Consider the following 23697-nt stretch of genomic DNA (forward strand, 5'->3'; position numbering starts at 1 on the left):
TTGATGACAGGTGAAGCGGCGCTTCACCACTTCAACCCGAAGGAGGATGCCGAGATGGCCAGAAAAACCGTGACGGACCTGTTCATTCACGAACTGTCCGATGTCTACAGCGCCGAAAAGCAGATCACTCGTGCCTTGCCCCGCATGGCCCGAGCCACCACCAACCCCTTGCTGGCGCAAGCCTTCAACGATCACCTTGAAGAAACCCAAGGCCAGATCGAACGCATCGACACCCTTGTCGAAGTGGCGGGTATCAAGCTCAAGCGCATGAAATGCATTGCCATGGAAGGGCTGGTGGAAGAGTCCAAGGAGCTGATCGAAGAAATCGAAAAAGGCGCAGTGCTCGATGCAGGGCTGATCGGTGCCCAGCAGAAGATCGAGCACTACGAAATCGCCAGCTACGGCACGCTGATCGCCATGGCCAAGCACTTGAACCTGGGCGACGAAGTGGTCGGTTTGTTGCTGGCGACGCTCAAGGAAGAAAAAGCCACCGACGAGAAACTTTCGAAAATCGCCGAGCAGGGCGGGAACCAGGCGGCGACGATGGAAACCTGAGGTTGAATTGACGAGTTCTTGTGGCGAGGGAGCTTGCTCCCGCTGGACTGCGCAGCAGTCCCAGGATTTTGGTGACGCTGGAATTTTCAGGGCTGCTGCGCAACCCATCGGGAGCAAGCTCCCTCGCCACGGGTGCAGTGTTGAATCGGGCATTGGTGTTCACCCAATGCCCGATTTTTTTTAAGCGAAACCCAGCCGAACGCCCCCAACGACCGCACAGCGTCTGACAATAAAACTCGTTGGAACTACGCTCCCGCGCGTCCCGTCACTTGTTCTGAGAGGCACTTATCCAGGCAACGTTTCGGCGCTTGCCTGATGTTGAGTTTTTCATCACGGAGGCGATGGACAGACATGACTATCCCGGACAACAACACCGAGCGACAAAGCGGTAACGCAAACCAGGGACGACCTGAAGAATCCCTGAACCACATCAAGGAGGACGTTAACGAAGCCATCGGCAGCGCCCGCGAAAAGGCCGATGCGCATTTCGGCCAGTACCGCGATACCGCGGCGGACCAGATCGATGCACTGGCGCGTGGCGCGAAGTCCGCGATGTCCGAGCTTGAAGCCAACGACACCCTTGGGTTGTCGCATTATCTGGCGGACATGGCCGACAGCATGAGTGGCCTGGCCAGCAAACTGCGCAACAAGAGCGCTGAAGAGCTGCTGCACGATGGCTCTCGCCTGGCGCGGGATAACCCCGGCCTGTTCCTCGCCGGCAGTATTGCGGTGGGGTTTGGGCTGTCGCGTTTCCTCAAGGCTGGCACCTCGCCGATCACCACCGAAGTGCAAAGCCCTGCCTCCACGGAGTCGGATCCAGCCGCCGAAGGTTTCGGCGCCCAGCCCTTCGACGCGCAGCCCTTTGACCCCGTGCCTGATCCTATCGGTCCGGGGGCGGGGACCAGCAGCGGCCTCGCCACCGGCGTAACCCCGACTTCACCCAGCGTTCAGGACCATCCCAGTGATTCCGCCACCGGCTCGCTGCCGGGTTCGGCCAATACCAGAGGAGAATTGTGATGAATCGACCAGACCCGGATATCCAGCGTTCCGCCGGCGCCTCGACGCCCGAAAACGATGCCTCGGTCATGGGCTTGCTGCGGCAACTGACCCACGAAGTCCCCTCGCTCTTTACCAAGGAGCTGGCGCTGGCCAAGGCTGAATTCCAGGCGAGCCTCAACACCCTGAAGGCAGGTATCGCCGCAGTGGCCGGGGGCGCCATGGTGCTGATGGCCGGCTTCATCATCCTCCTGATGGCAGTGGTGTATGGCCTGAGCACGATGATGGCGCCGTGGCTGGCCGCGCTGATTGTCGGCGTGGTGGTGATGATCATCGGTTTTGTCATGGTCCAGTCCGGCAAGAAGCAATTCGAGCCTTCCCATTTCAAGCCTGACCGAACGCTCGATGCCATGCACAAAGACCAGGAAGCCCTGCGGAGGAAAGCCTCATGAAGGATGAATTGAAGACTGAAGCGGAGAAGAGCCCGGAGACCATCGAGCGCGAGATCGACGAACAGCGCGCCCATATCAGCCACATCGTCGATGCCTTGGGCAGCAAGTTCACGCCGGGGCAGATGCTTGATCAGGCCTTAGGCATGGTGAAAGGCAATGGCGCCGAATTTTTCGGCAACCTGGGCACGACGGTGCGCAACAATCCGGTGCCAACCGTGCTGACCACGGTCGGCTTGTGCTGGCTGATGCTCGGCCAGAACCACCCGCCCCGGGTCGGTTATCGCGTTGGCCCCGACCAGGACACCAATGGCTGGAGCGAGGGGCTGTCCGGTGGCCTGGACAGCGCCCGCGGTCATCTGCATGACACCACCAACTCCTTGCGCGAAGGGTTTCATCAGCTCAAGGACAAGGCGTCGCATCTGGCTGATGGCCTGGGGGCGAGCGCCCGTAATGCACGGCATAGCGCCACGCAGACAGGCGACCGTCTGGCCCACGGTTCCCAGGATCTGGGCGATCAGTTCAGCCGCCTGCTCAAGGAGCAACCGCTGATGATGGCGGCAGCGGGTATCGCCTTGGGCGCCATGCTCGGAGCAGCCCTACCCAGCACGTCGACCGAACAGCGGGTAATGGGCAAAACCAGCGCCGGCTTGGCCGACAAGGCCAAGCAAAAGGCCCGCGACGGCTACGAAACGGTCCGCGATACGGTGAGCAAGACCACCGAGCACCGTGACGAGCCAAGCGCTGCGCCGGCCACCGGGCATGCGCATTCCGGCGCGGATCTGTCTGGCGGCCTGGGTACCTCGTAAACGGGCAATGATACGGCGCGGGGAGACCCGCGCCGTATCTGTCGGGATTCACGGCAGCCTTGGTTATTTCCAGGCGCGGTAAACCGTCAAGGAGGCGGCACATGAACCATCAGGTTCCGTTCAGCGGCCACCTGGTCTTCATCGGCTTCGGCTCCATCGCCCGGGCCACGTTGCCATTGGTACTGGGGCAGGACCATATCGAGGTCAGGCAAATCACCGTGATCGCGCCGGTGATCGACCAGAACCTCTGGTTCAAGGATCGGGGGATCCGTTTTGTCCGCAAGGCATTGACCGAGCAAACCTTCGCGCAGACGCTGGATCGCTGGGTCAAACCCGGTGACTTCATCGTCAACCTTTCGGTGGAAGTCAGCTCTCTGGCCATTATCGAATATGCCTGCGCCAAGGGCGCCCTGTACCTGGATACCTGTGTCGAACCGTGGGCCGGCGGATATGACGATCCGCACCTGGATTTTTCCCATCGCACCAATTACGCGCTGCGTTATCAGGTCCTGAGCCTGCGCAAGAAATTGGCCGGAGGGCCGACGGCGGTGGTCGCTCACGGGGCCAATCCGGGCTTGATCACTCACTTGCTGAAGGCCGGCCTGGTGGAGCTGGCGGTGCAGTTGGAGCATCCGATACCTCAGCGCCGCGCCGGTGTCGATTGGGCCAGGTTATGCATGGAATTGGGGATCAAGGTGATTCATTTTGCCGAGCGTGATACCCAGCGTTCCCGGCAACCCAAGGAGGACGACGAGTTCGTCAACACCTGGTCAGTGGAGGGCTTCATCAGTGAAGGCAGCCAACCGGCGGAGCTGGCATGGGGCAGCCATGAGCGAACCTGGCCAGCGTCTGCCCGGCGCCATCGCTTCGGCAGTCGCAATGCGATCTACCTGGCACGCCAGAGCGCCAGCGTGCTGGTCAAGACCTGGACGCCGTTGGGCGGGCCATGCCTGGGGCTGATGATCACCCATCATGAAACCGCTTCCACAGCCGACCTGCTTACCGTGAAGGACCAGCGTCGACTGATCTATCGCCCGACCCTGCATTACGCCTACCACCCCTGCAACGACGCCTTGCTCTCGGTCCACGAGCTGATTGGTCGCGGCTGGCAAACCCAAGCCCGGCAGCGCATCCTCAACGGCGAAATCGACAGCGGCGGGGCAGATGCGCTGGGGGTGTTGTTCATGGGGCATGAGCTGAATGCCTACTGGTTTGGCTCGGTGCTGAGCATTGACGAAGCTCGCGCGCTGGTGCCTTTCAACAGCGCTACCACTCTGCAAGTGGCGGCAGGCGTGCTGTCTGGCATCGTCTGGGCGGTTGAGCATCCGGATCGCGGCATCGTCGAGCCGGAACAGCTGGACCATGAGCGGGTGCTGGAAATCGCCAGGCCCTACCTCGGCACTCTGGTGGGGCAGCGCACCGACTGGACGCCGAGTGGCACTTCGCATAAACAGTCCGAGGAGGGCGCTGCGGATAGCTGGCAATTCGAACATTTCACCCGGTTTTAACTGACACGACCGCGACTCGTGGCGAGGGAGCTTGTGGCAGACCCTGTGGGAGCGAACTTGCTCGCGATAGCGGTGTGTCAGCAAAGTTGACATCGACTGATACGCCGCCATCGCGAGCAAGCTCGCTCCCACATTGACTTGTCTGACGGCCTACACTCAGTCCATGGTTGAGAAAAATCCAAGGTGGCGCAATCGTGCGGCGTTCGCTGATGCTGGCCGTGATGCTCGTTCTGGCGGGGTGCGCCACGTCGCAGCGCGGCCAACAGGTCGCCCCGGTGATGATTGCGCCGGACACCTGGCGGCAGGCGGACCGGCAGATCATCGCCGCGTCGAAAAGCGCCTCCGAGCAAGCCGAACTCTATGCGCGCGGATCGATGGAACATTGGCGAGTGCTGGTCTACGAGCGCACCGAGGCTGCATTCATCCCCTGGTTCAGTAGCTACTGGACCCAGGAGTGGCTGGCCGTGAAGGTCAGTTGGTATTCGGCAAGCGCCAAGGGCGATGCGGACTCGTCGTCCAGGCGCCTGGCGGGTTACCTGCAGGAACAATATCGCGAGCAAGTGCTGGAGCCGGTGGCGGTGGAAATCGATCCCGAGGCGATCCGGGCCAACGCGACGGGGTATTACCTGCGCCTGCTCAACCAACAGGTCCAGGTCATTGCGCAACGGCACCGAATCCCGACCGAACTGATGAATCGACGTCTGCACGCGATTACGGCCGTCAACCTGGGACCGCCAGCGACGCGCAACGCAACGTTGTACGAAATGGTCCACACCGAACCGCTCAATACACTGCCGGCCTATGCGGCGCTGATCGATCATGTCGACAAAGCCGCCGACACCGGTTCCGGTCCGTCGGACGCCGTGATTGCCACGGTGGCGCAACGTACCAGTGAAAAAATCGAGGCGCAGTTCGCCACGCGAGGAGCGACCGGTGCGGCGGCGGCCGTCGCCGGGAAGGCGGCAGGGGCGCTGATTTCGGTAGGCGTGGCGGGCATCCGGGCGATCATCCATGAGGGCGAACGGCCGGAAATGGAAGCGCAGATCCGTAAAAGCCTGAGTGCGGCGTTCGACGAAGCGTGGTTCAAGTCGCTCAGGCATCCCCTCAGCGGCGTCATGGCGGCGGTCTACTACCTGGCCGGGCAAATCGACGATAGCCTGGTGGCGGCAGACCTGAGCAACCGACCGGTGTTCCTGCCTGTCATCGAACCATGAGCGCGGTCACTCGGACCCGAGCGTGACCCGGCAGCCTTTGCGCTGACGGATCTGTTCGTCCGTGGGGCGCTCCTTGATGAACTCGAAACGCGGCTCGCCTTCGCTGTAGACCACCAGCCAGCCCCATTCCAATTCACTTTCATCCTGCCCAGGCCGGGGCGGCGCGGCCCACCAGGGTTCCTTTTGCATGATCTGGCGCATCGGTTACCTCCTGCGGGTTGATCCTTGACTATAGACCGCAGGATTTCACGACAAGCGCCCACGCTCCTGGCCACGGTTTTTTTCGGGCAACTCAGTGTGCTCTGACCCCACCCACCAGCGTCTAGCGTCTGTATCCCCGCACTCGAACGGGGAATGACCGGACCCCTGCGCACATGCAAGCACTGTTGAACGAGATCCTCGATGCGGTTCGCCCCCTGATTGGTCAGGGCAAGGTGGCCGACTATATTCCTGCCCTCGGCACCGTGGCGGCCAATCAACTCGGCATTGCCGTGTACAGCAACGATGGCGAGATCTATTGCGCGGGCGATGCCGAGACGCCGTTCTCGGTGCAGAGTATTTCCAAGGTTTTCAGCCTGGTGCAGGCCATCGAGCATTCCGGCGAAGCCATCTGGGAGCGCTTGGGCCATGAGCCCTCTGGCCAGCCCTTCAATTCCCTGGTGCAACTGGAATTCGAGCGCGGCCGGCCGCGTAATCCGTTCATCAACGCCGGTGCCTTGGTGATTTGCGATATCAACCAGTCACGCTTCGCCGCTCCGGCGTTGTCGATGCGCGATTTCGTCCGACGGTTGTCGGGCAATCCCCAGGTGATGGTAGACGGCAAGGTTGCCGAGTCGGAATACCAGCACCGCGCGCGCAACGCGGCGATGGCTTATCTGATGCAGTCCTTCGGCAATTTCCATAACGACGTGGAAGCGGTATTGCGCAGCTATTTTAGCCATTGCGCGCTGCGAATGAACTGCATCGACCTGGCCCGCGCGTTCTGCTTCCTGGCCAACGATGGTTTTTGCAAGCACAGCGGTGAGCAGATCCTTAGCGCTCGCCAGACCCAGCAAGTCAACTCCATCATGGCCACCAGCGGCTTGTACGATGAGGCCGGCAACTTCGCCTATCGCGTTGGCCTGCCTGGCAAGAGCGGCGTGGGCGGCGGGATTGTGGCGGTGGTGCCCGGGCAGTTCAGCGTCTGCGTCTGGTCGCCGGAACTCAATACCGCCGGCAACTCCCTGGCTGGCATGGCCGCGCTGGAACTGCTCAGCCAACGGATCGGCTGGTCGGTTTTCTAGAAGCCAAAAAAGGCCCGCTCCTGACGCAGGAGCGGGCCCTTTGTATTTGTGGAATGTCAGCAGAGGCGGTCGATGACCCGGACCTCGGCAGAGTTCTGCACCGACTGCCAGGCCTGGGTCAGCGTTTGCAGCACGCGGCCCATGAAATCCTTGTCAGCGGCGGCTTTCTTGCCGACGTAGCCCTGGCCGCGACGGTACATCTTCAGCCGGGCACACAGGTCTTCCTGGCTTTTCTCGAATTCTTCTTCCTGGGTGAAAGGCGAGAGGCAGTCCATATGGACCTGGCCAGTCTTGCTGATCCACAGGATATGGCTATCCAGGGTGTCCTTGTGTGCTGCGAACATGCGAGCCAGTTCATCAATAGATGGTTGATTATTCAGATTCATGTGTAAGCCCCTTGACCATTTGGTTGATCTGTCTGGTGGTTCGCAAAACTTCGCTGTTCGGTAATTGCCTGCCTGCTACCGAAAGCAGGTCGTCAGCGCTCGTCCGTCGAATCCGACGGGGTCGTGCATCGGTTGTGTAGTGTTATCGAAGGGCTGCTACGCAAATGCGCTACAACGATGAGAAACAGCGAAGAATCTTCAGGTCAGTGTCGACTTTCGACAGTCGAGCCCATGCGTCATGAGGATTGATCGCCAGCGTTTCTCGTCCTTGTTACCGAACGGTCTTGCCAGGTCAGCACCTTCAATCTGCCTTGTGGGCAGTCCCTTATCGAAAAAAACAGCTCGGCGGTCAGACGAGCTTGCTCAAACATTTACCGTACTCCCGATCGGGGAGACGTCTGCATCATGCAAGGGCAAATCGGAGGCGTCAACGGTTTTGTAGTGATTATTTTTAGTCACTACATATTGTCGGACAAAATGGTTTGGGTATGAAAAACCAGCGAAAAGGAATCATGCATCTTTAGGATGAGGGGGTTCTTTGTGGCGAGGGAATTTATCCCCGCTGGGTCGCGAAGCGGCCCCGGGCATTCCTGCGCAAGCACGGCGGTGGTAGATATTTCTGGGGGCGCTTCGCACCCCAGCGGGGATAAATCCCCTCGCCACGAAGGGACTCAGTGGGTTCAGGTGGCCTTGGCCTTGGCCTTGCCCGCTTTGCGCGGTGCGCCGTCGGCCTTGCGCTTGGCCGGCTTGCGTTTTTTCTTCCACGGCGCCGCGCCACGTCCGGCGGGGCTGGCCGTGCCGTTGATGGTCAGGCTCATGCCTTGGCAGCGGGCGACGTGCTTGCTCATCCAGGCGGCTTGTCGCGTGACGAATTCTTCCAGGCTCATCTCACCGCTCTGCACCATGTCCAGGGCCTGTTCCCAGATGGCGGTGGTGCCGGGGTCGGCGATCGCCCGAGGCACCGCGTCGATCAGGCTGAACGCCGCTGGAGTGGCGGACAGGGCCTTGCCGTTTTTCACCAGGTAACCACGATCGAGCAGACCCTGGATGATCGAGGCTCGGGTTGCTTCGGTGCCGATGCCGGTGGTGTCCTTGAGCTTCTGCTTGAGCAGCGGGTCCTCCACCAGCTTGGCGACATTTTTCATCGCCTTGATCAGGTCGCCCTCGGTAAACGGCTTGGGCGGCTGGGTCCACAGGTCCTTGGGGATCACCTCGTCCACATTGCAATCGCGGCCTTCGGCGAGCGGCGGCAGGGTTTGTGGCGCGGGGGCTTCGCGGCCGCGTGTGGGTGCCAGTGCTTCGGGCAGGGCGCGTTTCCAGCCGGGTTCGATGATCTGCTTGCCGACGGCCCGCAGGGCCTGGCCGGCACAATCGAAGTCGGCCTGGGTCCGGTCGTATTCATGGTTGGGCAGGAATTGCGCCAGGTAGCGCGCGCGAATCAGCGTATAGACGGCCCGTTGCTTGCCGGCGAGCTTGTCGAGGTTCTTCGCCGCGGCCGTGGGAATGATGCCGTGGTGCGCGCTGACCTTGGCGTCGTTCCAGGCGCGGGATTTGCGTTGCGGTTGCAGGTGCTCGCGCAGCGGCGCAAGGCCCGGGTCGGCCTGGGCGAGGGCGGCGAGAATGGCGGGTGCTTCGCCGTGCTGGCTCAAGGGCAGGAAACCGCAATCGCTGCGCGGATAGGTGATGAGCTTGTAGGTTTCGTAGAGCGACTGGGCAATGTCCAGGGTTTCCTGGGCGCCAAGGCCGAGCTTCTTCGAGCAGACCTCCTGCAGCGTGCCCAGGTCGAACGGCAGCGGCGCGGCCTCACGCAGCCGTTCGGTGCGGACCTTGATCACCCTGGCGGTAGCGGCACTGCCCATGGCTTTTGCCGCATCGCGGGCGAGGGCCTGGTTCAGGCAGCGCTCCTGGTCGTCGCAGGCATCCGGATCGGCGCGCCACTGGGCGGTGAAGGCCGTGCCGGCGTGGCTCAGTCGCACGTCGATGGCCCAGTAGGCGACCGGGACGAAATCGGCAATGCTACGGTCGCGGTCTACCACCAGCCGCAAAGTCGGTGTCTGCACGCGGCCTACCGGCAGCACGCCCTGATAGCCGGACTGACGCCCAAGGAGCGTGAACAGGCGACTCATGTTCATGCCGATCAGCCAGTCGGCCCGAGAGCGGCCCAGGGCCGAGTGGTAGAGGTTGAAGGTTTCCGCTCCGGGCTTGAGGGCGGCCAGGGCCTTGCGGATCGATGCTTCGTCCAGCGCCGACAGCCATAGGCGCTGGATGGGCCCGCGATAGCGGCAATGCTCGACCAGTTCGCGGGCGATCATTTCGCCCTCGCGGTCGGCGTCGGTGGCGATGATCAGTTCGGTTGCCTCGCCCAGCAAGCGCTTGACCGCTTTGTACTGGCCGGCGGTTTTCGGTTTGACGGTCATCTTCCATTGCGCCGGCACGATGGGCAGGTCGGCCAGCACCCAGCGCTTGTAGCGGGCATCGTAGGCGTCGGGCGGGGCCGTCTCCAGGAGGTGACCGATGCACCAGGTGACCGTGACGTTTGCGCCCAGCCAGCAGCCGTCGCCGCGTCGCGTGGCGCCCAGCACCGCGGCGATATCCTTGGCCTGGGACGGTTTTTCACACAGGTACAGCCGCATAACGCCTCTTCCTAAGCAGGTTTCATGGGGCGCTAGCATGGTCAGGGATCGGCGTCGCGGCAAGCTTTATCTGTATGGATATACAGATAAAACGTTGCGCTGCGTTGCAACGGGCCGTTTGGCGCAACGCCCGGCGGTTGTCTGCACAAGCAGAATGAATTTCTCGCAAGGGCGTCGCTCATAACTTGCAGAGCGGCTGAAACCGCAAAGCAAGCTAATGGAATCAAGGAGAGTCACTTTCATGAATTCGATGCCGAAGGGCAACGGACAGGCGACCACACGTTTGATTCTCGTCGTTGAGGATGATCCGACCATCCTGGAGTTTCTGTGCGAAATCCTGGAAGAGGAAGGGTTTGTCGTCGAGCCTCGGGAAAGCGCAGATTCGGCGCTGACATTCTTGGAGGAGAGCGCCGACTATGTGGACCTGCTGCTGACCGATATCACCATGCCCGGGGCGATGGACGGAGCGGACCTGGCCAACCTGACCGGGGACCGCTGGCCGCAGATACCGCTGCTGATCATGTCGGGCTTCGAGACGCCGGAAAGCGCGGGGATCAAGCACCAGGCCTCGTTCATCGCCAAGCCATGGGCGCTGGGACAGATGCTCGATCTGGTGGAGAGCACGGTGAAAAGCCATTCGGTTCACTGATCAGGCTGAAGCCACGGCAGGTTTTTTCGCTCTCATCCGGTTGCAATACGGCGGTCGCTACGATGACAATGCGAGTCATTATCAGTCGCGAATTATTCCATTGTCATGTCCGCCCACGATCTGTCCCTACGCAGCGCCGTCAACGATCTGTATTGCGACCATCATGGTTGGCTTCAGGGGTGGCTGCGCAAGCGCCTCGGCAATACCTTCGATGCGGCGGACCTGGCCCAGGATACCTTCGTTCGGGTGATCAAGGCGCGCTCGGCACTGGATATCCGCGAGCCGCGGCCCTATCTGTCGATGATCGCCAAAGGGCTGCTGGTCGATCTCTTTCGCCGCCGTTCCCTTGAGCAGTCGTACCTCGAAGCGCTGGCCGCGATGCCTGAAGCGCAGCAGCCATCGCTGGAAGAGCAGGCGATCCTGTTCCAGGCCCTGATGGAAATCGATCGGCTGCTGCAAGGCCTGGGGCCGAAGGTCAAGCAGGCGTTCATCCTCTCGCAGTTCAACGGCTTGACCTACCCTCAGATCGCCGAGCGCCTCGGCGTCAGCGTACGTACGGTCAACAACCACATGGCCAAGGCCATGGAACACTGCTGTCTGATGCAAATCCAGTTGCAGCTCGCATGAACGTGTCGCCCGAGCAATTGCAGGCCATCCGTGTCGCGGCGCAATGGTATGCCCGGCTTCATTCCGGCACGACGACTGATGCGGAGCGGGACGGATGGCGGGCCTGGCTGGCCGCGGATCCGCTGAACGAGCAGGCCTGGCAACGCATGGCGGCGGTATCGGAACAGATGGCCAGCGTGCCGGGCGCATTGGCTGCGCCAACCTTGAGTGCCCACCCTGGCCGACCTCGTCGAGAGGTGCTGCGCAGCGCCTTGCTGCTGACCTCCGCCGGCTGCCTGGGATGGCTGGGCTGGCGCAGCGAGACCGCGCAGAACCTGCTTTGCGATTACCGGACCGGCGTGGGCGAGCGGCGTGAGTTCCAGTTGGTGGACGGCAGCACGCTGCTGCTCAACACCGACACCTCGGTAAACGTCCGTTTCGATGGCCGCCAGCGGACATTGACGCTGTTGTGGGGCGAAATTCTCGTAACGACCGGGGTCGATCCCTTGCAGCGGCCATTCAAGGTCGTCACTGGCCAAGTCGAAGTGCTGGCCCTGGGGACGCGATTCATCGTCCGCGCTCAGGACGACGGCGGTGAGGTGGCGGTGCTGGAGAAGGCCGTGCAAGTCAGTTTGCGCAGCGGCGGGCCAGCCCAGCGGGTCGACGCGGGTGATCGCCTGGGCTTCACCGGTCGGTCGCTGGGTGCGTTGCGCGCCAATGATGTATCGGTGGGTGCCTGGCAACAGGGCAGCATCATCGCCATCGACCGCCCGCTGTCGGCCTTGCTGGTGGAGCTTTCCCGCTATCGCACGGGAATATTGCGCTGCGACCCGGCCATCGGCGACTTGAAAGTCTCCGGCGTTTTTCCCATCGACAATACCGATCTTGCCCTGGCGGCACTCGAAACCGGTTTCTCGTTGCGCGTGACTCGCTACAGCCGGTTCTGGGTCCAGGTGTCGCGTGCCTGACAAGGCCGACGCGCTCCCGTTGGTCCGGTTGAAAATGTTTTTGCACTTTTCCTCGGCATCGTTCGGCTCATCCCTCAGTGAGTTTTCTTGACTGTTTTGGGGGGAGGGGACACATGTCTCGCGTGAACACGCCAGGTCGTCTGGCAATCGCAATGAAAATCGGTTTTCTGGCCGCCACGTCTTTCGGCGCCTGGGCGGCGTACGCCAGTCCGGTTGCGCAGGCTTCGGTGCCACAACACTCGGCGCAGGCCTACGATATCGGCGCTGGCACCCTGGTGGATGTGCTGACGCGTTTCTCCAGCCTCGCCGGCGTCGCGATTTCGTTCGATGCCGCACAAATGCAGGGGATGCGGTCGCCAGGCTTGAAAGGCTCCTTTGGCGTGGCCGAAGGTTTCGCGCGCATCCTCGGCAGTAACGGCCTGCAAGCCGAACCCCAGGCCAACGGGACCTACCGGCTGCGTACCGCACCTGCGCCCGGCTCGGCGCTGGAGCTCGGCACCACGACCATCGACGGCCAACTGCTCACGGCAACCACCGAAAACAGCGGGTCCTATACCACTGGGGCGGTGACCATCGGCAAAGGCGAGCATTCGCTGCGCGAAACGCCGCAATCGGTCACCGTGATCACCCGCAAGATGCTCGACGATCAGAACCTGAACACCATCGAGCAGGTGATGGAAAAGACCCCGGGTATCACCGTCTACGACTCGACCATGGGCGGCAAGTATTTCTATTCCCGCGGGTTCCGGATGTCCGGCCAATACCAGTACGACGGCGTGCCGCTGGACATGGGCAACAGCTATGTCCAGGCCGACAGCTTCAGCAGTGACATGGCCTATTACGACCGGGTCGAAGTCCTGCGCGGCGCTGCCGGCATGATGAAGGGATCCGGCGGTACGTCCGGTGGCGTCAATTTCGTCCGCAAGCGCGGCCAGGCTACGGCGCAGACTGAACTCAGCCTCTCGGGCGGCACCTGGAACAACTATCGCGGGCAGGTCGATACCGGTGGCCCGTTGAACGACGCCGGCACCGTGCGGGGCAGGGCGGTGATCGCCGAGCAGAGCCGGCGCTATTTCTACGACGATGCCCGGCGTACGGATCAGGTCTATTACGGCGCCCTGGATATGGACCTTGCACCCGACACCACGCTCGGCCTGGGCGTGGCGTACGAGGATGTCGACGCGAGCCCTTGCTGGGGCGGGCTGCCACGCTACCGCAATGGCAGCGACCTGAAACTCGGCCGTTCCACTTGCCTGGACCCGTCGTGGAACACCTGGCGCAGCCAACGGACCACGGTCTTCGGCGACCTTCGACATCAGCTCAACGATGACTGGGCCGTGAAAGTCGCAGGCGTCTATACAAAAAACACCCAGGACACCAAATACGCGTTTGCATCGGGTGCGGTGACGCCGGGGGGCTCTACCACCAACCTGTTGGGCAGCCTGTATGACTACGATCAGGTCGACTACGGCCTCGACGCCTACCTGGACGGCAAGTTCGAAGCCTTCGGCCAGCAACATGAAATGATCTTCGGGGCCAACGCCAGTCGTTCGGACAAGGATGATTTCTATTCGGTCGCTTTGTTGCCGCAGAAGCAGAACGTCTTCGACCCGGATCGGCACATCCCGGAGCCGGACGACAGCTACTTCATTGATAACTCGACCCGCGGCGGGCCGGTCAAGACCCTCACCGAACAGCAGGGCGTGTATTCCACGTTGCGCCTGAAACTGGCGGATCCGTTGACCTTCGTTGTCGGCAGCCGGGTGAGCTGGTACAGCTCCAAGAGCGACTCGGTATTTCTCACCGGCGGTACGGAACACGCCAGGAGCACCGAGACCGGCCAGGTCACGCCATTTGCCGGCGTGTTGCTCGACCTCAACGAACACCTGACCGCCTACGCCAGTTACTCGGACATCTTCACGCCCCAAGGCAACTACCGCTCGCAAAGCGGCTCGGCGCTCAAGCCGCTGGTGGGCGAAAGTTATGAACTGGGGATCAAGGGCGAGTGGTTCGAAGGGCGCCTGAACACGGCATTCAACCTGTTTCGCACCGTGCAGAAGGATCAGGCTCAGACGGATTACAACTCCACCTGCGCCTCATCGGACGGCTACTGCTACGAGAACGCTGGCAAGGTCCGCGCCCAGGGCTTCGAGGCCGAGATCAGCGGCGAAGTCATCGAGCGCCTGCAACTGCTCGCCGGATATACCTACACCCAGACCAAGACCCTGGACGACATTGACAGCAGCCTCAATGGCGGTTCGTTCAACAGCTATGTGCCGCGCCACGTGCTGCGCCTTTGGGGCGATTACGCCCTCGGTGGCGCCTTCGAGCGGTTCAGCGTCGGCGCCGGGGTCAATGCGCAGAGCGATAATTTCCGCGTATCGCCGCTTAGCGGTGAAAAGATCACCCAGGCCGGTTATGCGGTGTGGAACGGTCGGATCGGCTACCGCATAGATGACACCTGGTCGGTGGCGCTCAACGGCAACAACCTGTTCGACAAGCGCTACTACACCACCATCGGCACCGAAAGCTTCGGTAACTATTACGGTGAGCCGCGCAATTTCACCGCGACGGTGAAGGCGCGCTTCTGAGTGCCGTGGCGAGGGGGTCTGCCCCTCGCCACGGGCGGTTTTCAGTTGGTATCCAGATCGACGTTGCGGGTTTCCCGCAGGCAGATCATCCCCACCACCAGGCTCACGCCCGTGATCACCACCGGGTACCACAAGCCGTAGAAAATATCCCCGGTGTAGACCACCAGGGCGAACGACACGGTTGGCAGGAAACCGCCGAACCAGCCGTTGCCGATGTGGTACGGAAGGGACATGGAGGTGTAGCGAATGCGGGTCGGAAACAGTTCGACCATCAGCGCCGCCAGCGGGCCGTAGCACATCGCCGAAATGATGATCAGCGCCACGATCAGGGCGACGATCATCGGCCGGTTGATCTGCTGGGCATCGGCTTGTTGCGGGTAGCCCGCCAGGGTCACCGCGCCGCGCAGGGCGGCTTCGTCGTAGCCTTCAAGTTTCACGTCGCCGACGCTGACCTGCACGGTGCTGCCGGCCGGTGCCGCGACGCTGGTGTAGGGCAGGCCTTGCTTGACCAGGAAGGTCTTGACCTTGTCGCAAGGGCTGTCGAAACGCGCCTTGCCCACCGGGTCGAACTGGAAGGTGCAGGTGGCCGGGTCGGCGACGACAGTGATCGGCGCCTGGCGGCTCGCCAGGTCGATGGCCGGGTTGGCGTAATGAGCGAGCGTCTTGAAGATCGGAAAGTACAACGCCGTCGCCAGCAGCAGGCCGATCATCAGCACCGGTTTGCGCCCGACCTTGTCCGACAGCCAGCCAAAGAAGATGAAGAACGGCGCGCCGATCACCACGCTGACAATCAACAGGCTATTGGCAAGGGCCGGGTCCATCTTGAGGAACTGGGTGAGGAAGAACAGCACGTAGAATTGCGCGGCATAGAAGGTCACCGCTTGCCCGGCATTGATGCTGAACAGGGCGATCAGCACCACCTTCAGGTTTTCCCACTTGCCGAAGGACTCGCGGATCGGCGCCTTGCAGCACTTGCCTTCTTCTTTCATTTTCAGGAAGGCCGGCGACTCGTGCAGGCTCAGGCGGATCCAGGTGGAGATGCCCAGCAGCAGGATCGACAGCAGGAACGGAATGCGCCAGCCCCAGACTTCGAACTGGTCACCGGTGAAGTAACGGCAACCGAGCACCACCAGTAGCGAGAGCAACAGGCCCAGTGTCGCGGTGGACTGAATCCAGCTGGTATGAAAGCCGCGCTTGCCCATCGGTGCATGCTCGGCCACATAGGTCGCCGCGCCACCGTATTCACCGCCCAGGGCCAAGCCCTGGAGCATGCGCAATACCACCAGGATGATGGGCGCGGCGATGCCGATGCTCGCGTAGTTGGGCAGCAGGCCGACGCAGAAGGTCGCCAGGCCCATGAGCACGATGGTTGCCAGGAACGTGTACTTGCGCCCGATCATGTCCCCCAGCCGCCCAAACACCAGCGCCCCGAAGGGCCGCACGATGAAACCGGCGGCGAAAGCCATCAGGGCGAAAATGAACGCCGTGGTGTCGTTCACCCCGGCGAAGAATTGCTTGCTGATCACCGCCGCGAGGGCGCCGTAGAGGAAAAAGTCGTACCACTCGAACACCGTCCCCAAGGACGAGGCGAAGATGACTTTCTGGGTTTCCTGGCTGGTGCCTGCGCTGCGCGTGGCTTCCAGGGGCTGAACATGTTCAGACATAGCGGTATCCCTCACAGTGATTGTTTTTGTTGTTCCACTGTCGACGCCGGGTTGGGGCGTCTCCTGATTTGTCACACTTCCTTGGATCACACTCCTTTCAACCTGTGGGAGCGAGCCTGCTCGCGAAGGCGGTGTATCAGTCAATATTGTTCAACTGACATAACGCCTTCGCGAGCAGGCTCGCTCCCACAGAGAGACTTGGCGATTTCAGACCGTGGCAGGCTCCTTCTGCAGCGTAGCGCCCACGGTGGCCGGCTCAAGCATCATCCGCGCGGCCTTCTCGGCGATCATCAGTGTCGGCGAGCAGGTGTTGCCGGAGGTGATGCGCGGCATGATCGAGGCGTCGGCGATGCGCAGGCCCTTGATGCCGTGGACGCGCAGTTGCGCATCGACCACCGCATCGCCGTCCTGGCCCATGCGACAGGTGCCCACCGGATGAAAAATTGTCGTGCCGATGCGGGCGGCGGCCTGGTGCAGTTCTTCCTCGGTCTGCAGGCTTGGGCCTGGCAGGTATTCCACCGGTTTGAAAGCACTCAGGGCTGGCGCGGCGACGATCCGTCGAGTCAGGCGGATGGCGTCGGCGGCGACCCGCAGGTCCTCGGGATGGCTCAGGTAATTGGGTTGGATCGACGGCGCCTCATGAGGATCGGCCGAGCGGATGTCCACGCGACCACGGCTCATCGGGCGCAGGTCACACACCGACGCGGTGAACGCCGGGAAGCTGTGCAGCGGTTCGCCGAAACGTTCCAGGGACAACGGTTGTACGTGGTATTCGAGGTTGGCCGAGGCCTGTTCCGGCCCCGAGCGGGCGAACGCGCCGAGTTGGCTGGGGGCCATGGACAGCGGGCCACTGCGGTCGTACAGGTAACGCAGGCCCATGCCCATCTTGCCCCACAGGGTGCCGGCGATCTGGTTCAGGGTGCGGGCGTTTTCCAGCTGGTAGATCAGCCGCAGTTGCAAGTGGTCCTGCAAGTTGCCACCGACGCCGGGCAGTTCATGCACCACGCCGATGCCCAGACGCTGCAACAGGCTACGCGGGCCGATCCCGGAGCGCTGCAAGATGCCCGGCGAGCCGACGGCGCCGGCGCACAGGACGATTTCCTTGCGCGCCCTGAAGCTCATGTTCTTGCCCTGCCAGCGGGCGCTGACGGCGTCGGCGCGGTTGTCACGCAGCAACACCCGATCAACCTCGACGTCGGTCAGCACCGTCAGGTTGGGGCGATTGCCAATCGGTTTGAGGAAGGCCTTGGCCGCGTTCCAGCGCACCCCGGCTTTCTGGTTGACCTGGAAGTAGCCGCATCCTTCATTGTCGCCACCGTTGAAATCCTCGACGCTGGGGATGCCGCTCTGTTCGGCGGCGGTGCGGAAGGCATCGAGAATCGGCCATGACAGGCGCTGGCGTTCGACTCGCCATTCCCCGGCTGCGCCGTGAAGCTCGGAATCCCCCGCGAAGTGATTTTCGCTCTGCCGGAACAGCGGCAACACATCCTTCCAGCCCCAGCCGACATTGCCTTCGGCGGCCCAGCCGTCGTAGTCCGCCGCCTGGCCACGCATGTAGATCATGCCGTTGATGGACGAACAGCCGCCCAACACCTTGCCGCGCGGATAACTCAAGGCGCGCCCTTGCAGGCCGGGTTGCGCTTCGGTCTTGAAGCACCAGTCGGTGCGTGGGTTACCGATGCAGAACAGGTAGCCGACCGGGATGTGGATCCACGGATAATTGTCCCGCCCGCCGGCTTCGAGCAGCAGCACGCGGTGTTGCGGATTGGCCGAAAGCCGGTTCGCCAGCAGGCAGCCGGCAGGGCCGGCGCCCACGATCACGTAATCGTATTCATCGACGACAGGTTGCATTCGCGACCTCATTTTTTGTTCTTGTGGGACTCATCCTAGTTGTTAGTTTTCGTCAAAAGAATGTTAGTTTTTGCGCAGCGGCTGTGCGTTTATGAACAGCCATGACTTCAGGCGATTCAAGGATGGCTCATGTTCGACTGGAATGACCTGCGCTATTTCCTCGAACTGCAACGCAGCGGCCGCCTGCTGACGGCCGCGCGACGGCTCAACACCACCCATGCCACGGTGGCGCGGCACATCGAGGCGATCGAGAAAAGCCTCGGCACTGCGTTGTTCGTCCAGCACGCCCAAGGGTATGAATTGACCCCGGCAGGCGAAGCGCTGCTCAAGCATGCCGAGGCCATGGAGAATGTCGCGTTGCTGGCCCAGGAAGACATCACCCAATCCAGCGCGCCGCTGGGCAAGATCCGCCTCGGCGTGACGGAAGGGCTGGGCATCATGTTCCTCGCCAGTCGCATGGACGGCTTGTTCCAGCGCTATCCCGGGCTTGAAGTGGAACTGGTGGCCGTGCCGCGGTTTGTCAGCATCCTCAACCGCGAGGCGGAAATCAGCATTCACCTCGAACGCCCGGCGGCCGACCTGCTGGTGACGCGCAAGCTCACCGACTACAGCCTGGCGCTCTACGCCAGCCAGGCTTACCTGGACCGTTCGCCACCGTTACGCAGTCGCGAGGATCTGGCCCGCCATGCCTGGATCGGCTACGTCGATGACCTGCTGTTCAGCCAGGAGCTGATGTTCCTCAACAGCTTTTGCCGAAACCCTCGCGTGGTGTTCCACAGCACCAGCGTCATTGCCCAGCAACAGGCCGCGCGCTCGGGCTTGGGGATCGCCGTGCTGCCGTGCTACATGGCCAGCAGCGATCCGACGCTGGTGCCGCTGCTGCCGGACGAAACCATCCGCCGCAGCTATTGGATCAGCACTCGCCGCGAGCTGCACAAGTCCGTCCGGTTGCGGGTGTTGTGGGATTACGTGGTGCAGTTGTGCGAGCGCGAGCAAGGGCTGCTGTTGCCCTGACCCGGCTCTAAGGTTATGTCCAAACGGTATTTCTCAAGCATCGAGTGCTTTCCCTAAGATCACGTCATAACTCGTTATGACAAGTGACCTGCTACCCATGCCTGACAACCTTCTTTCCCTCAGCAGCGTGCCGCTGCACACCCAACTGCGCGACGTGCTGCGCGCGCGCATTCTTGACGGTGAATACCCGCAAGGCAGCCAGATGCCCTCGGAAAGCGAGCTGGGCGCGCTGTTTCGCGTCAGCCGCATCACCGTGCGCCAGGCCTTGGGCGACCTGCAAAAGGAAGGGCTGATTTTCAAGATCCATGGCAAAGGCACGTTCGTCGCCAAGCCCAAGACCTTCCAGAACGTCAGCACGCTGCAGGGCCTGGCCGAGTCCATGACCGGTCGCGGCTACGAGGTGATCAACCGCCTGCGCAGTTTCAAGTTCATCCCGGCGGACAAGTCGGTGGCCGAGCGACTGAAACTGGCGGAAGGCGACGTGGTAACGCAGATCAAGCGGGTGCGGCTGATCAACCGCGAGCCGGTTTCCCTGGAAATCACCTACCTGCCCAAGGCCCTCGGCGAGCGTCTGGAAAAAGCCGACCTGGTGACCCGCGACATCTTCCTGATCCTGGAAAACGATTGTGGCCTGGCCCTCGGTCACGCCGACCTTGCCATCGATGCGGTGCTGGCCGACAGCGACTTGTGCCAGGCACTCGACGTCGAGCCCGGCTCGCCGGTCATGCGCATCGAACGGCTGACCCATGACGCCGGCGGCCAGCCGCTGGACTTCGAATACCTCTACTACCGTGGCGATGCCTTCCAGTATCGCTTGCGGATCGACCGGCAAAAAGGGACGCAGGCATGACCCAGAGCTCCAGGAATATCCTCGAACAGGAATATGACATCGTCGTCATCGGCGGCGGCACCGCCGGCCCCATGGCGGCGATCAAGGCCAAGGAGCGCAACCGCGACCTGCGCGTGTTGCTGGTCGACAAGGCCAATGTCAAGCGCAGCGGCGCCATCAGCATGGGCATGGACGGGCTCAACAACGCGATTATCCCGGGCCATTCGACGCCCGAGCAGTACACCAAGGAAATCACCATCGCCAACGACGGCATCGTCAACCAGGCGGCGGTGTACGCCTACGCCACCCACAGCTTCGAAACGATCGAGCAGCTGGACCGCTGGGGCGTGAAGTTCGAGAAGGACGAAACCGGCGATTACGCGGTGAAAAAGGTTCACCACATGGGCGCTTATGTGCTGCCGATGCCGGAAGGTCACGACATCAAGAAAGTCCTCTATCGCCAGTTGAAACGGGCGCGAGTCAGCATCACCAACCGGCTGGTCTGCACCCGGTTGCTGACCGACGGGGAGGGCGCGGTGAACGGTGTGATGGGTTTTGACTGCCGCACCGCCGACTTTCATGTGATCAAGGCCAAGGCCGTCATCCTCTGCTGCGGCGCGGCGGGGCGCCTGGGGTTGCCGGCCTCCGGCTACCCGATGGGCACCTATGAGAACCCGACCAATGCCGGCGACGGTTATGCGATGGCCTATCACGCCGGGGCCGAGCTGGCGAACCTGGAGTGCTTCCAGATCAACCCGTTGATCAAGGATTACAACGGCCCGGCGTGCGCCTACGTCACCGGCCCGCTGGGCGGCTACACCGCCAACAACAAGGGCGAGCGCTTTATCGAATGCGACTACTGGAGCGGGCAGATGATGTGGGAGTTCCACCAGGAGCTCGAAGGCGGCAACGGTCCGGTGTTCCTCAAGCTCGATCACCTGGCCGAGGAAACCATCCAGAACATCGAGGAAATCCTGCACAGCAACGAGCGCCCCAGTCGCGGGCAGTTCCACGCCAACCGGGGCACCGATTACCGCACGCAGATGGTGGAGATGCACATTTCCGAGATCGGCTTCTGCAGCGGTCATTCGGCTTCTGGAGTGTGGGTCAACGAGCGGGCCGAGACCTCGGTCAAGGGTTTGTACTCGGCGGGCGACATGGCGGCAGTGCCGCACAACTACATGCTCGGCGCGTTCACCTACGGCTGGTTTGCCGGCCAGAACGCGGCGGACTTTGTCGCTGGTAAGGATTTTTCGGCACTGGATACTCAGCAGATCGAGCAGGAAAAAAACCGCGTCTACGCGCCGCTCGACCGTGCGCATGGCCTGCCGCCGGCCCAGGTGGAATACAAGTTGCGCCGCTTCGTCAACGATTACCTGCAACCGCCGAAGGTCAGCAAAAAAATGCAGATCGGCCTGCAACGCTTCAGCGATATCCAGCGCGACCTTGATCAGCTCAAGGCCCACAACGCCCACGAATTGATGCGCGCCATGGAAGTCAGCGTGATCCGCGATTGCGCCGAGATGGCCGCTCGCGCCTCGCTGTTTCGCGCCGAAAGCCGTTGGGGGTTGTACCACTACCGGGTCGATCATCCGCAACGCAACGACAGCGACTGGTTCTGCCATTGCCATTTGAAGAAAGGCGAGGACGGCGCGATGACCTCGTTCAAGAAAGCCGTCGAGCCCTACATCATCGCCCTCGATGCCGACGAACTGCAGGCCTACGACCGGCTTCGGCTCGGTGCCGACGCGGCGTGAGCCCTACACCAAGAGAGAATGCCCATGGCCTATCAACCCCAGGAAATCTTCTTCCGCTCCAATGCCCCTGTCACCGTGGACGAGGACAAATGCATCGCCCACAAGGGCTGCACGGTCTGCGTCGATGTCTGCCCGATGGACCTGTTGGCGATCAACCCGGCCACCCAGAAGGCCTACATGGCGTTCGATGAATGCTGGTATTGCATGCCCTGTGAAAAGGACTGCCCGACGGGGGCGGTGAAAGTGGAGATTCCGTATCTGTTGCGGTGACTGAGTAGACGCCTCGCGAGCAGGCTCGCTCCCACAGTTTTTCAGCGGCGACTCGGTCCGATGTGGGAGCGAGCCTGCTCGCGAAGAGGCCACCATAGCCCCCAAAAAAAGCCATCCGGCCACTCCGGACGCTAAAACCGGAACACCCCTCGTTTCCCACCGCGCCCTGATCGTGGCGGAGACGAACATCCAATCAATGATTCGAGGGGACACACCCATGTTATTGCGTGCAGCGCTGGCCGGTCTGGTACTGGCTTCATTGACCTTGCCTGCCCAGGCAGAAACCATCCGCATTGCCATCGGCACCCAGGACACCACCATCAACTGCGCCGCTGGCGGGTTGCTGATCCGCGAGCTCGGCCTGCTGGACAAATACCTGCCCCACGACGGCGCGTACAAGGACGCCGAGTACGACATTCAGTGGAAAAACTTCACCAGCGGCGCGCCGCTGACCAACGAGATGGTTGCTGGCAAACTCGACTTCGGCGCCATGGCCGACTTCCCCGGGGCTTTCAACGGCGTGGCGTTCGAGACCGCCGGCAAGCACAGCCTGTTCATCAGCGTGTTGTCGGGCAGCACCCAGGGCAGCGGCAACGGCATTGTCGTGCCCAGCGCCTCGGGCGTGCAGTCCCTCGCCGAGCTCAAGGGCAAGACGATTTCCGTGCCGTTTGCTTCCACCGCCCATGGCATGTTGCTGCGAGCCGTCGCGGCCCAGGGCTGGGATCCGCTCAAGGACGTGAACATCATCGCCCAGCCGCCGGAGGTCGCCGGCTCGGCGCTGCAAGCTGGCAAGATCGACGCCCACGCCGATTTCGTACCGTTCGCCGAACTGTTCCCCAGCCGCGGTTTCGCCCGCAAGATCTACGACGGTGCCCAGGCCAGGACGCCGACTTTCCACGGCGCGCTGGTGGACCAGGCCTATGCCAGAAAGTACCCGGAAATCGTCGTCGCTTATTTGCGCGCGACCATCGAGGCCAATCAATTGCTGGCCGCCGAGCCTGAGAAATACAGCGAGCTGATCGCCAAGGTCACCGGGGTGGATGCCGAGGTCAATTACCTGTTCCACGGGCCGCTGGGCGTACAGACTCGCGACCTGACCTGGAAACCCGAATACCGGCAAGCCGTCGGCACCGCGATCGACACCCTCAAATTGCTGAAGAAGGCTGATCGCGGCCTGGACCTCAACACCTTCATCGACGATCAGTACATCCGCGCCGCGTTCAAGGCGTCGAACCTCGATTACGCCGCGCAACTGGGCAACTACGCCCAGACGCCCCTTGGCAACCCCGATGCCTTGACCGGCCAGCCCATCACCGATCCCCGCCATGTGGCGCAGATCTGGGTACGCGGCGAGCCGACAGTGCGCCATTACGCCTCGGCGCAATCGGCCTTCACCGCGCTGGCGAATCTCAAACAGGAAGGCAAGGGCATCCGCGCCGTCTACGCCCAGGCCAGCGACAGCGGAATCAAGCTGCTGGCCGAGCAGGCGTGGTTCGCCAGCGATGCCAAGGGCCAACTCAGCGCGTTCCTGTTGAAAGGGCAGGCTGAGCAATTTGCCACGGCCGAGGGCGGCAAGGTCCTGGATTTTACCGAAGCCACCACCCAGGCAGTCGCCGCCCGCTGACCTGACTCGACCGAAAGCAAACCTGTGGGAGCGAGCCTGCT

At 62.2% G+C, this 23697-nt stretch carries 21 protein-coding genes; 16 read left to right on the forward strand and 5 right to left on the reverse strand.

Annotated features, from left to right (window positions below; translation table 11 throughout):
- Window positions 1-54: 54 nt before the first annotated feature.
- The 6 genes from J3P84_RS10840 to J3P84_RS10865 all read left to right on the forward strand — a co-directional run bounded on the left by J3P84_RS10840 (window position 55) and on the right by J3P84_RS10865 (window position 5531).
- The gene (locus J3P84_RS10840; protein ID WP_434601204.1) at window positions 55-555 is read left to right on the forward strand and encodes a ferritin-like domain-containing protein; all 501 of its coding nucleotides are present in this window, start codon (window positions 55-57) and stop codon (window positions 553-555) included.
- Between the two features lie 351 nt (window positions 556-906).
- Window positions 907-1572 carry a hypothetical protein gene (locus J3P84_RS10845; protein ID WP_434630093.1) on the forward strand — a complete coding sequence of 222 codons (666 nt, stop codon included), beginning with the start codon at window positions 907-909 and terminating at the stop codon, window positions 1570-1572.
- Window positions 1572-2003 carry a phage holin family protein gene (locus J3P84_RS10850; protein ID WP_434573341.1) on the forward strand — a complete coding sequence of 144 codons (432 nt, stop codon included), beginning with the start codon at window positions 1572-1574 and terminating at the stop codon, window positions 2001-2003. Before J3P84_RS10845 ends, J3P84_RS10850 begins: the two co-directional genes overlap by 1 nt.
- Window positions 2000-2809 (forward strand): DUF3618 domain-containing protein, encoded by an 810-nt coding sequence (locus J3P84_RS10855; protein ID WP_434630095.1) that lies wholly within the window; start codon window positions 2000-2002, stop codon window positions 2807-2809. The genes J3P84_RS10850 and J3P84_RS10855 overlap by 4 nt, the downstream gene beginning before the upstream one ends.
- Before the next feature lie 101 nt (window positions 2810-2910).
- The gene (locus J3P84_RS10860) at window positions 2911-4317 is read left to right on the forward strand and encodes a saccharopine dehydrogenase C-terminal domain-containing protein (protein WP_434630097.1); all 1407 of its coding nucleotides are present in this window, start codon (window positions 2911-2913) and stop codon (window positions 4315-4317) included.
- Between the two features lie 194 nt (window positions 4318-4511).
- On the forward strand, window positions 4512-5531 hold the full coding sequence (locus J3P84_RS10865) for a hypothetical protein (protein WP_434630099.1): 1020 nt from the start codon (window positions 4512-4514) through the stop codon (window positions 5529-5531).
- 6 nt (window positions 5532-5537) lie between these two features.
- On the opposite strand, the gene J3P84_RS10870 is transcribed toward J3P84_RS10865, so the two are convergent.
- Window positions 5538-5732 carry a hypothetical protein gene (locus tag J3P84_RS10870; RefSeq protein ID WP_434573346.1) on the reverse strand — a complete coding sequence of 65 codons (195 nt, stop codon included), beginning with the start codon at window positions 5730-5732 and terminating at the stop codon, window positions 5538-5540.
- A gap of 173 nt (window positions 5733-5905) precedes the next feature.
- Between J3P84_RS10870 and glsB the strand changes: the two genes are divergently transcribed.
- Window positions 5906-6814 (forward strand): glutaminase B, encoded by a 909-nt coding sequence (glsB, locus tag J3P84_RS10875; protein ID WP_434573347.1) that lies wholly within the window; start codon window positions 5906-5908, stop codon window positions 6812-6814.
- 56 nt (window positions 6815-6870) lie between these two features.
- Here glsB and J3P84_RS10880 read toward each other — a convergent pair whose 3' ends face one another.
- Both J3P84_RS10880 and J3P84_RS10885 read right to left on the reverse strand, forming a co-directional pair.
- On the reverse strand, window positions 6871-7200 hold the full coding sequence (locus J3P84_RS10880; protein WP_305500244.1) for a hypothetical protein: 330 nt from the start codon (window positions 7198-7200) through the stop codon (window positions 6871-6873).
- 680 nt (window positions 7201-7880) lie between these two features.
- Window positions 7881-9833, reverse strand: a complete 1953-nt coding sequence (locus tag J3P84_RS10885) for a DNA topoisomerase III (protein WP_434630102.1) — start codon at window positions 9831-9833, stop codon at window positions 7881-7883.
- Between the two features lie 241 nt (window positions 9834-10074).
- Between J3P84_RS10885 and J3P84_RS10890 the strand changes: the two genes are divergently transcribed.
- The 4 genes from J3P84_RS10890 to J3P84_RS10905 all read left to right on the forward strand — a co-directional run bounded on the left by J3P84_RS10890 (window position 10075) and on the right by J3P84_RS10905 (window position 14647).
- Window positions 10075-10482: a response regulator gene (locus tag J3P84_RS10890; RefSeq protein ID WP_305500247.1), complete on the forward strand. Its 408-nt coding sequence runs from the start codon at window positions 10075-10077 to the stop codon at window positions 10480-10482.
- A 105-nt stretch (window positions 10483-10587) separates the two neighbouring features.
- The gene (locus J3P84_RS10895; RefSeq protein WP_434630104.1) at window positions 10588-11109 is read left to right on the forward strand and encodes a sigma-70 family RNA polymerase sigma factor; all 522 of its coding nucleotides are present in this window, start codon (window positions 10588-10590) and stop codon (window positions 11107-11109) included.
- The gene (locus J3P84_RS10900) at window positions 11106-12056 is read left to right on the forward strand and encodes a FecR domain-containing protein (RefSeq protein WP_434630106.1); all 951 of its coding nucleotides are present in this window, start codon (window positions 11106-11108) and stop codon (window positions 12054-12056) included. Before J3P84_RS10895 ends, J3P84_RS10900 begins: the two co-directional genes overlap by 4 nt.
- Window positions 12057-12169: 113 nt before the next feature.
- A complete protein-coding gene (locus J3P84_RS10905) occupies window positions 12170-14647 on the forward strand; it encodes a TonB-dependent siderophore receptor (RefSeq protein ID WP_434630108.1) in 2478 nt (825 codons plus the stop codon).
- Window positions 14648-14688: 41 nt separating this feature from the next.
- On the opposite strand, the gene J3P84_RS10910 is transcribed toward J3P84_RS10905, so the two are convergent.
- Window positions 14689-16311, reverse strand: a complete 1623-nt coding sequence (locus J3P84_RS10910) for an MFS transporter (protein WP_434601197.1) — start codon at window positions 16309-16311, stop codon at window positions 14689-14691.
- Window positions 16312-16518: 207 nt separating this feature from the next.
- Window positions 16519-18162, reverse strand: coding sequence for a GMC family oxidoreductase (locus J3P84_RS10915; RefSeq protein WP_434630111.1), 1644 nt, complete (start codon window positions 18160-18162; stop codon window positions 16519-16521).
- 129 nt (window positions 18163-18291) lie between these two features.
- Between J3P84_RS10915 and J3P84_RS10920 the strand changes: the two genes are divergently transcribed.
- The 5 genes from J3P84_RS10920 to J3P84_RS10940 all read left to right on the forward strand — a co-directional run bounded on the left by J3P84_RS10920 (window position 18292) and on the right by J3P84_RS10940 (window position 23656).
- A complete protein-coding gene (locus tag J3P84_RS10920; protein ID WP_305500256.1) occupies window positions 18292-19176 on the forward strand; it encodes a LysR family transcriptional regulator in 885 nt (294 codons plus the stop codon).
- Between the two features lie 97 nt (window positions 19177-19273).
- On the forward strand, window positions 19274-20026 hold the full coding sequence (locus J3P84_RS10925) for a GntR family transcriptional regulator (RefSeq protein ID WP_305500258.1): 753 nt from the start codon (window positions 19274-19276) through the stop codon (window positions 20024-20026).
- A complete protein-coding gene (locus J3P84_RS10930; RefSeq protein WP_434630113.1) occupies window positions 20023-21762 on the forward strand; it encodes a fumarate reductase/succinate dehydrogenase flavoprotein subunit in 1740 nt (579 codons plus the stop codon). The genes J3P84_RS10925 and J3P84_RS10930 overlap by 4 nt, the downstream gene beginning before the upstream one ends.
- Window positions 21763-21786: 24 nt before the next feature.
- Window positions 21787-22032, forward strand: a complete 246-nt coding sequence (locus J3P84_RS10935; protein WP_003180418.1) for a 4Fe-4S dicluster domain-containing protein — start codon at window positions 21787-21789, stop codon at window positions 22030-22032.
- Between the two features lie 217 nt (window positions 22033-22249).
- Entirely contained in the window at window positions 22250-23656 is a 1407-nt protein-coding gene (locus J3P84_RS10940; protein WP_434630116.1) for an ABC transporter substrate-binding protein, read from the forward strand.
- Window positions 23657-23697: the final 41 nt, after the last annotated feature.

Origin of the sequence: Pseudomonas sp. Z1-29 (genome assembly GCF_051131995.1) — a bacterium.
GTDB lineage: Bacteria > Pseudomonadota > Gammaproteobacteria > Pseudomonadales > Pseudomonadaceae > Aquipseudomonas.

Bases quoted from the DNA above. Each gene is read 5' to 3' on its own strand.
- J3P84_RS10900 (WP_434630106.1), top strand. From the start codon at position 11,106: ATGAACGTGTCGCCCGAGCAATTGCAGGCCATCCGTGTCGCGGCGCAA.
- J3P84_RS10855 (WP_434630095.1), top strand. From the start codon at position 2,000: ATGAAGGATGAATTGAAGACTGAAGCGGAGAAGAGCCCGGAGACCATC.
- J3P84_RS10885 (WP_434630102.1), bottom strand. From the start codon at position 9,833: ATGCGGCTGTACCTGTGTGAAAAACCGTCCCAGGCCAAGGATATCGCC.
- J3P84_RS10895 (WP_434630104.1), top strand. From the start codon at position 10,588: ATGTCCGCCCACGATCTGTCCCTACGCAGCGCCGTCAACGATCTGTAT.
- J3P84_RS10940 (WP_434630116.1), top strand. From the start codon at position 22,250: ATGTTATTGCGTGCAGCGCTGGCCGGTCTGGTACTGGCTTCATTGACC.
- J3P84_RS10870 (WP_434573346.1), bottom strand. From the start codon at position 5,732: ATGCGCCAGATCATGCAAAAGGAACCCTGGTGGGCCGCGCCGCCCCGG.
- J3P84_RS10850 (WP_434573341.1), top strand. From the start codon at position 1,572: ATGAATCGACCAGACCCGGATATCCAGCGTTCCGCCGGCGCCTCGACG.
- J3P84_RS10915 (WP_434630111.1), bottom strand. From the start codon at position 18,162: ATGCAACCTGTCGTCGATGAATACGATTACGTGATCGTGGGCGCCGGC.
- J3P84_RS10925 (WP_305500258.1), top strand. From the start codon at position 19,274: ATGCCTGACAACCTTCTTTCCCTCAGCAGCGTGCCGCTGCACACCCAA.
- J3P84_RS10910 (WP_434601197.1), bottom strand. From the start codon at position 16,311: ATGTCTGAACATGTTCAGCCCCTGGAAGCCACGCGCAGCGCAGGCACC.
- J3P84_RS10890 (WP_305500247.1), top strand. From the start codon at position 10,075: ATGAATTCGATGCCGAAGGGCAACGGACAGGCGACCACACGTTTGATT.
- J3P84_RS10920 (WP_305500256.1), top strand. From the start codon at position 18,292: ATGTTCGACTGGAATGACCTGCGCTATTTCCTCGAACTGCAACGCAGC.
- J3P84_RS10845 (WP_434630093.1), top strand. From the start codon at position 907: ATGACTATCCCGGACAACAACACCGAGCGACAAAGCGGTAACGCAAAC.
- J3P84_RS10880 (WP_305500244.1), bottom strand. From the start codon at position 7,200: ATGAATCTGAATAATCAACCATCTATTGATGAACTGGCTCGCATGTTC.
- glsB (WP_434573347.1), top strand. From the start codon at position 5,906: ATGCAAGCACTGTTGAACGAGATCCTCGATGCGGTTCGCCCCCTGATT.
- J3P84_RS10860 (WP_434630097.1), top strand. From the start codon at position 2,911: ATGAACCATCAGGTTCCGTTCAGCGGCCACCTGGTCTTCATCGGCTTC.
- J3P84_RS10930 (WP_434630113.1), top strand. From the start codon at position 20,023: ATGACCCAGAGCTCCAGGAATATCCTCGAACAGGAATATGACATCGTC.
- J3P84_RS10935 (WP_003180418.1), top strand. From the start codon at position 21,787: ATGGCCTATCAACCCCAGGAAATCTTCTTCCGCTCCAATGCCCCTGTC.
- J3P84_RS10905 (WP_434630108.1), top strand. From the start codon at position 12,170: ATGTCTCGCGTGAACACGCCAGGTCGTCTGGCAATCGCAATGAAAATC.
- J3P84_RS10840 (WP_434601204.1), top strand. From the start codon at position 55: ATGGCCAGAAAAACCGTGACGGACCTGTTCATTCACGAACTGTCCGAT.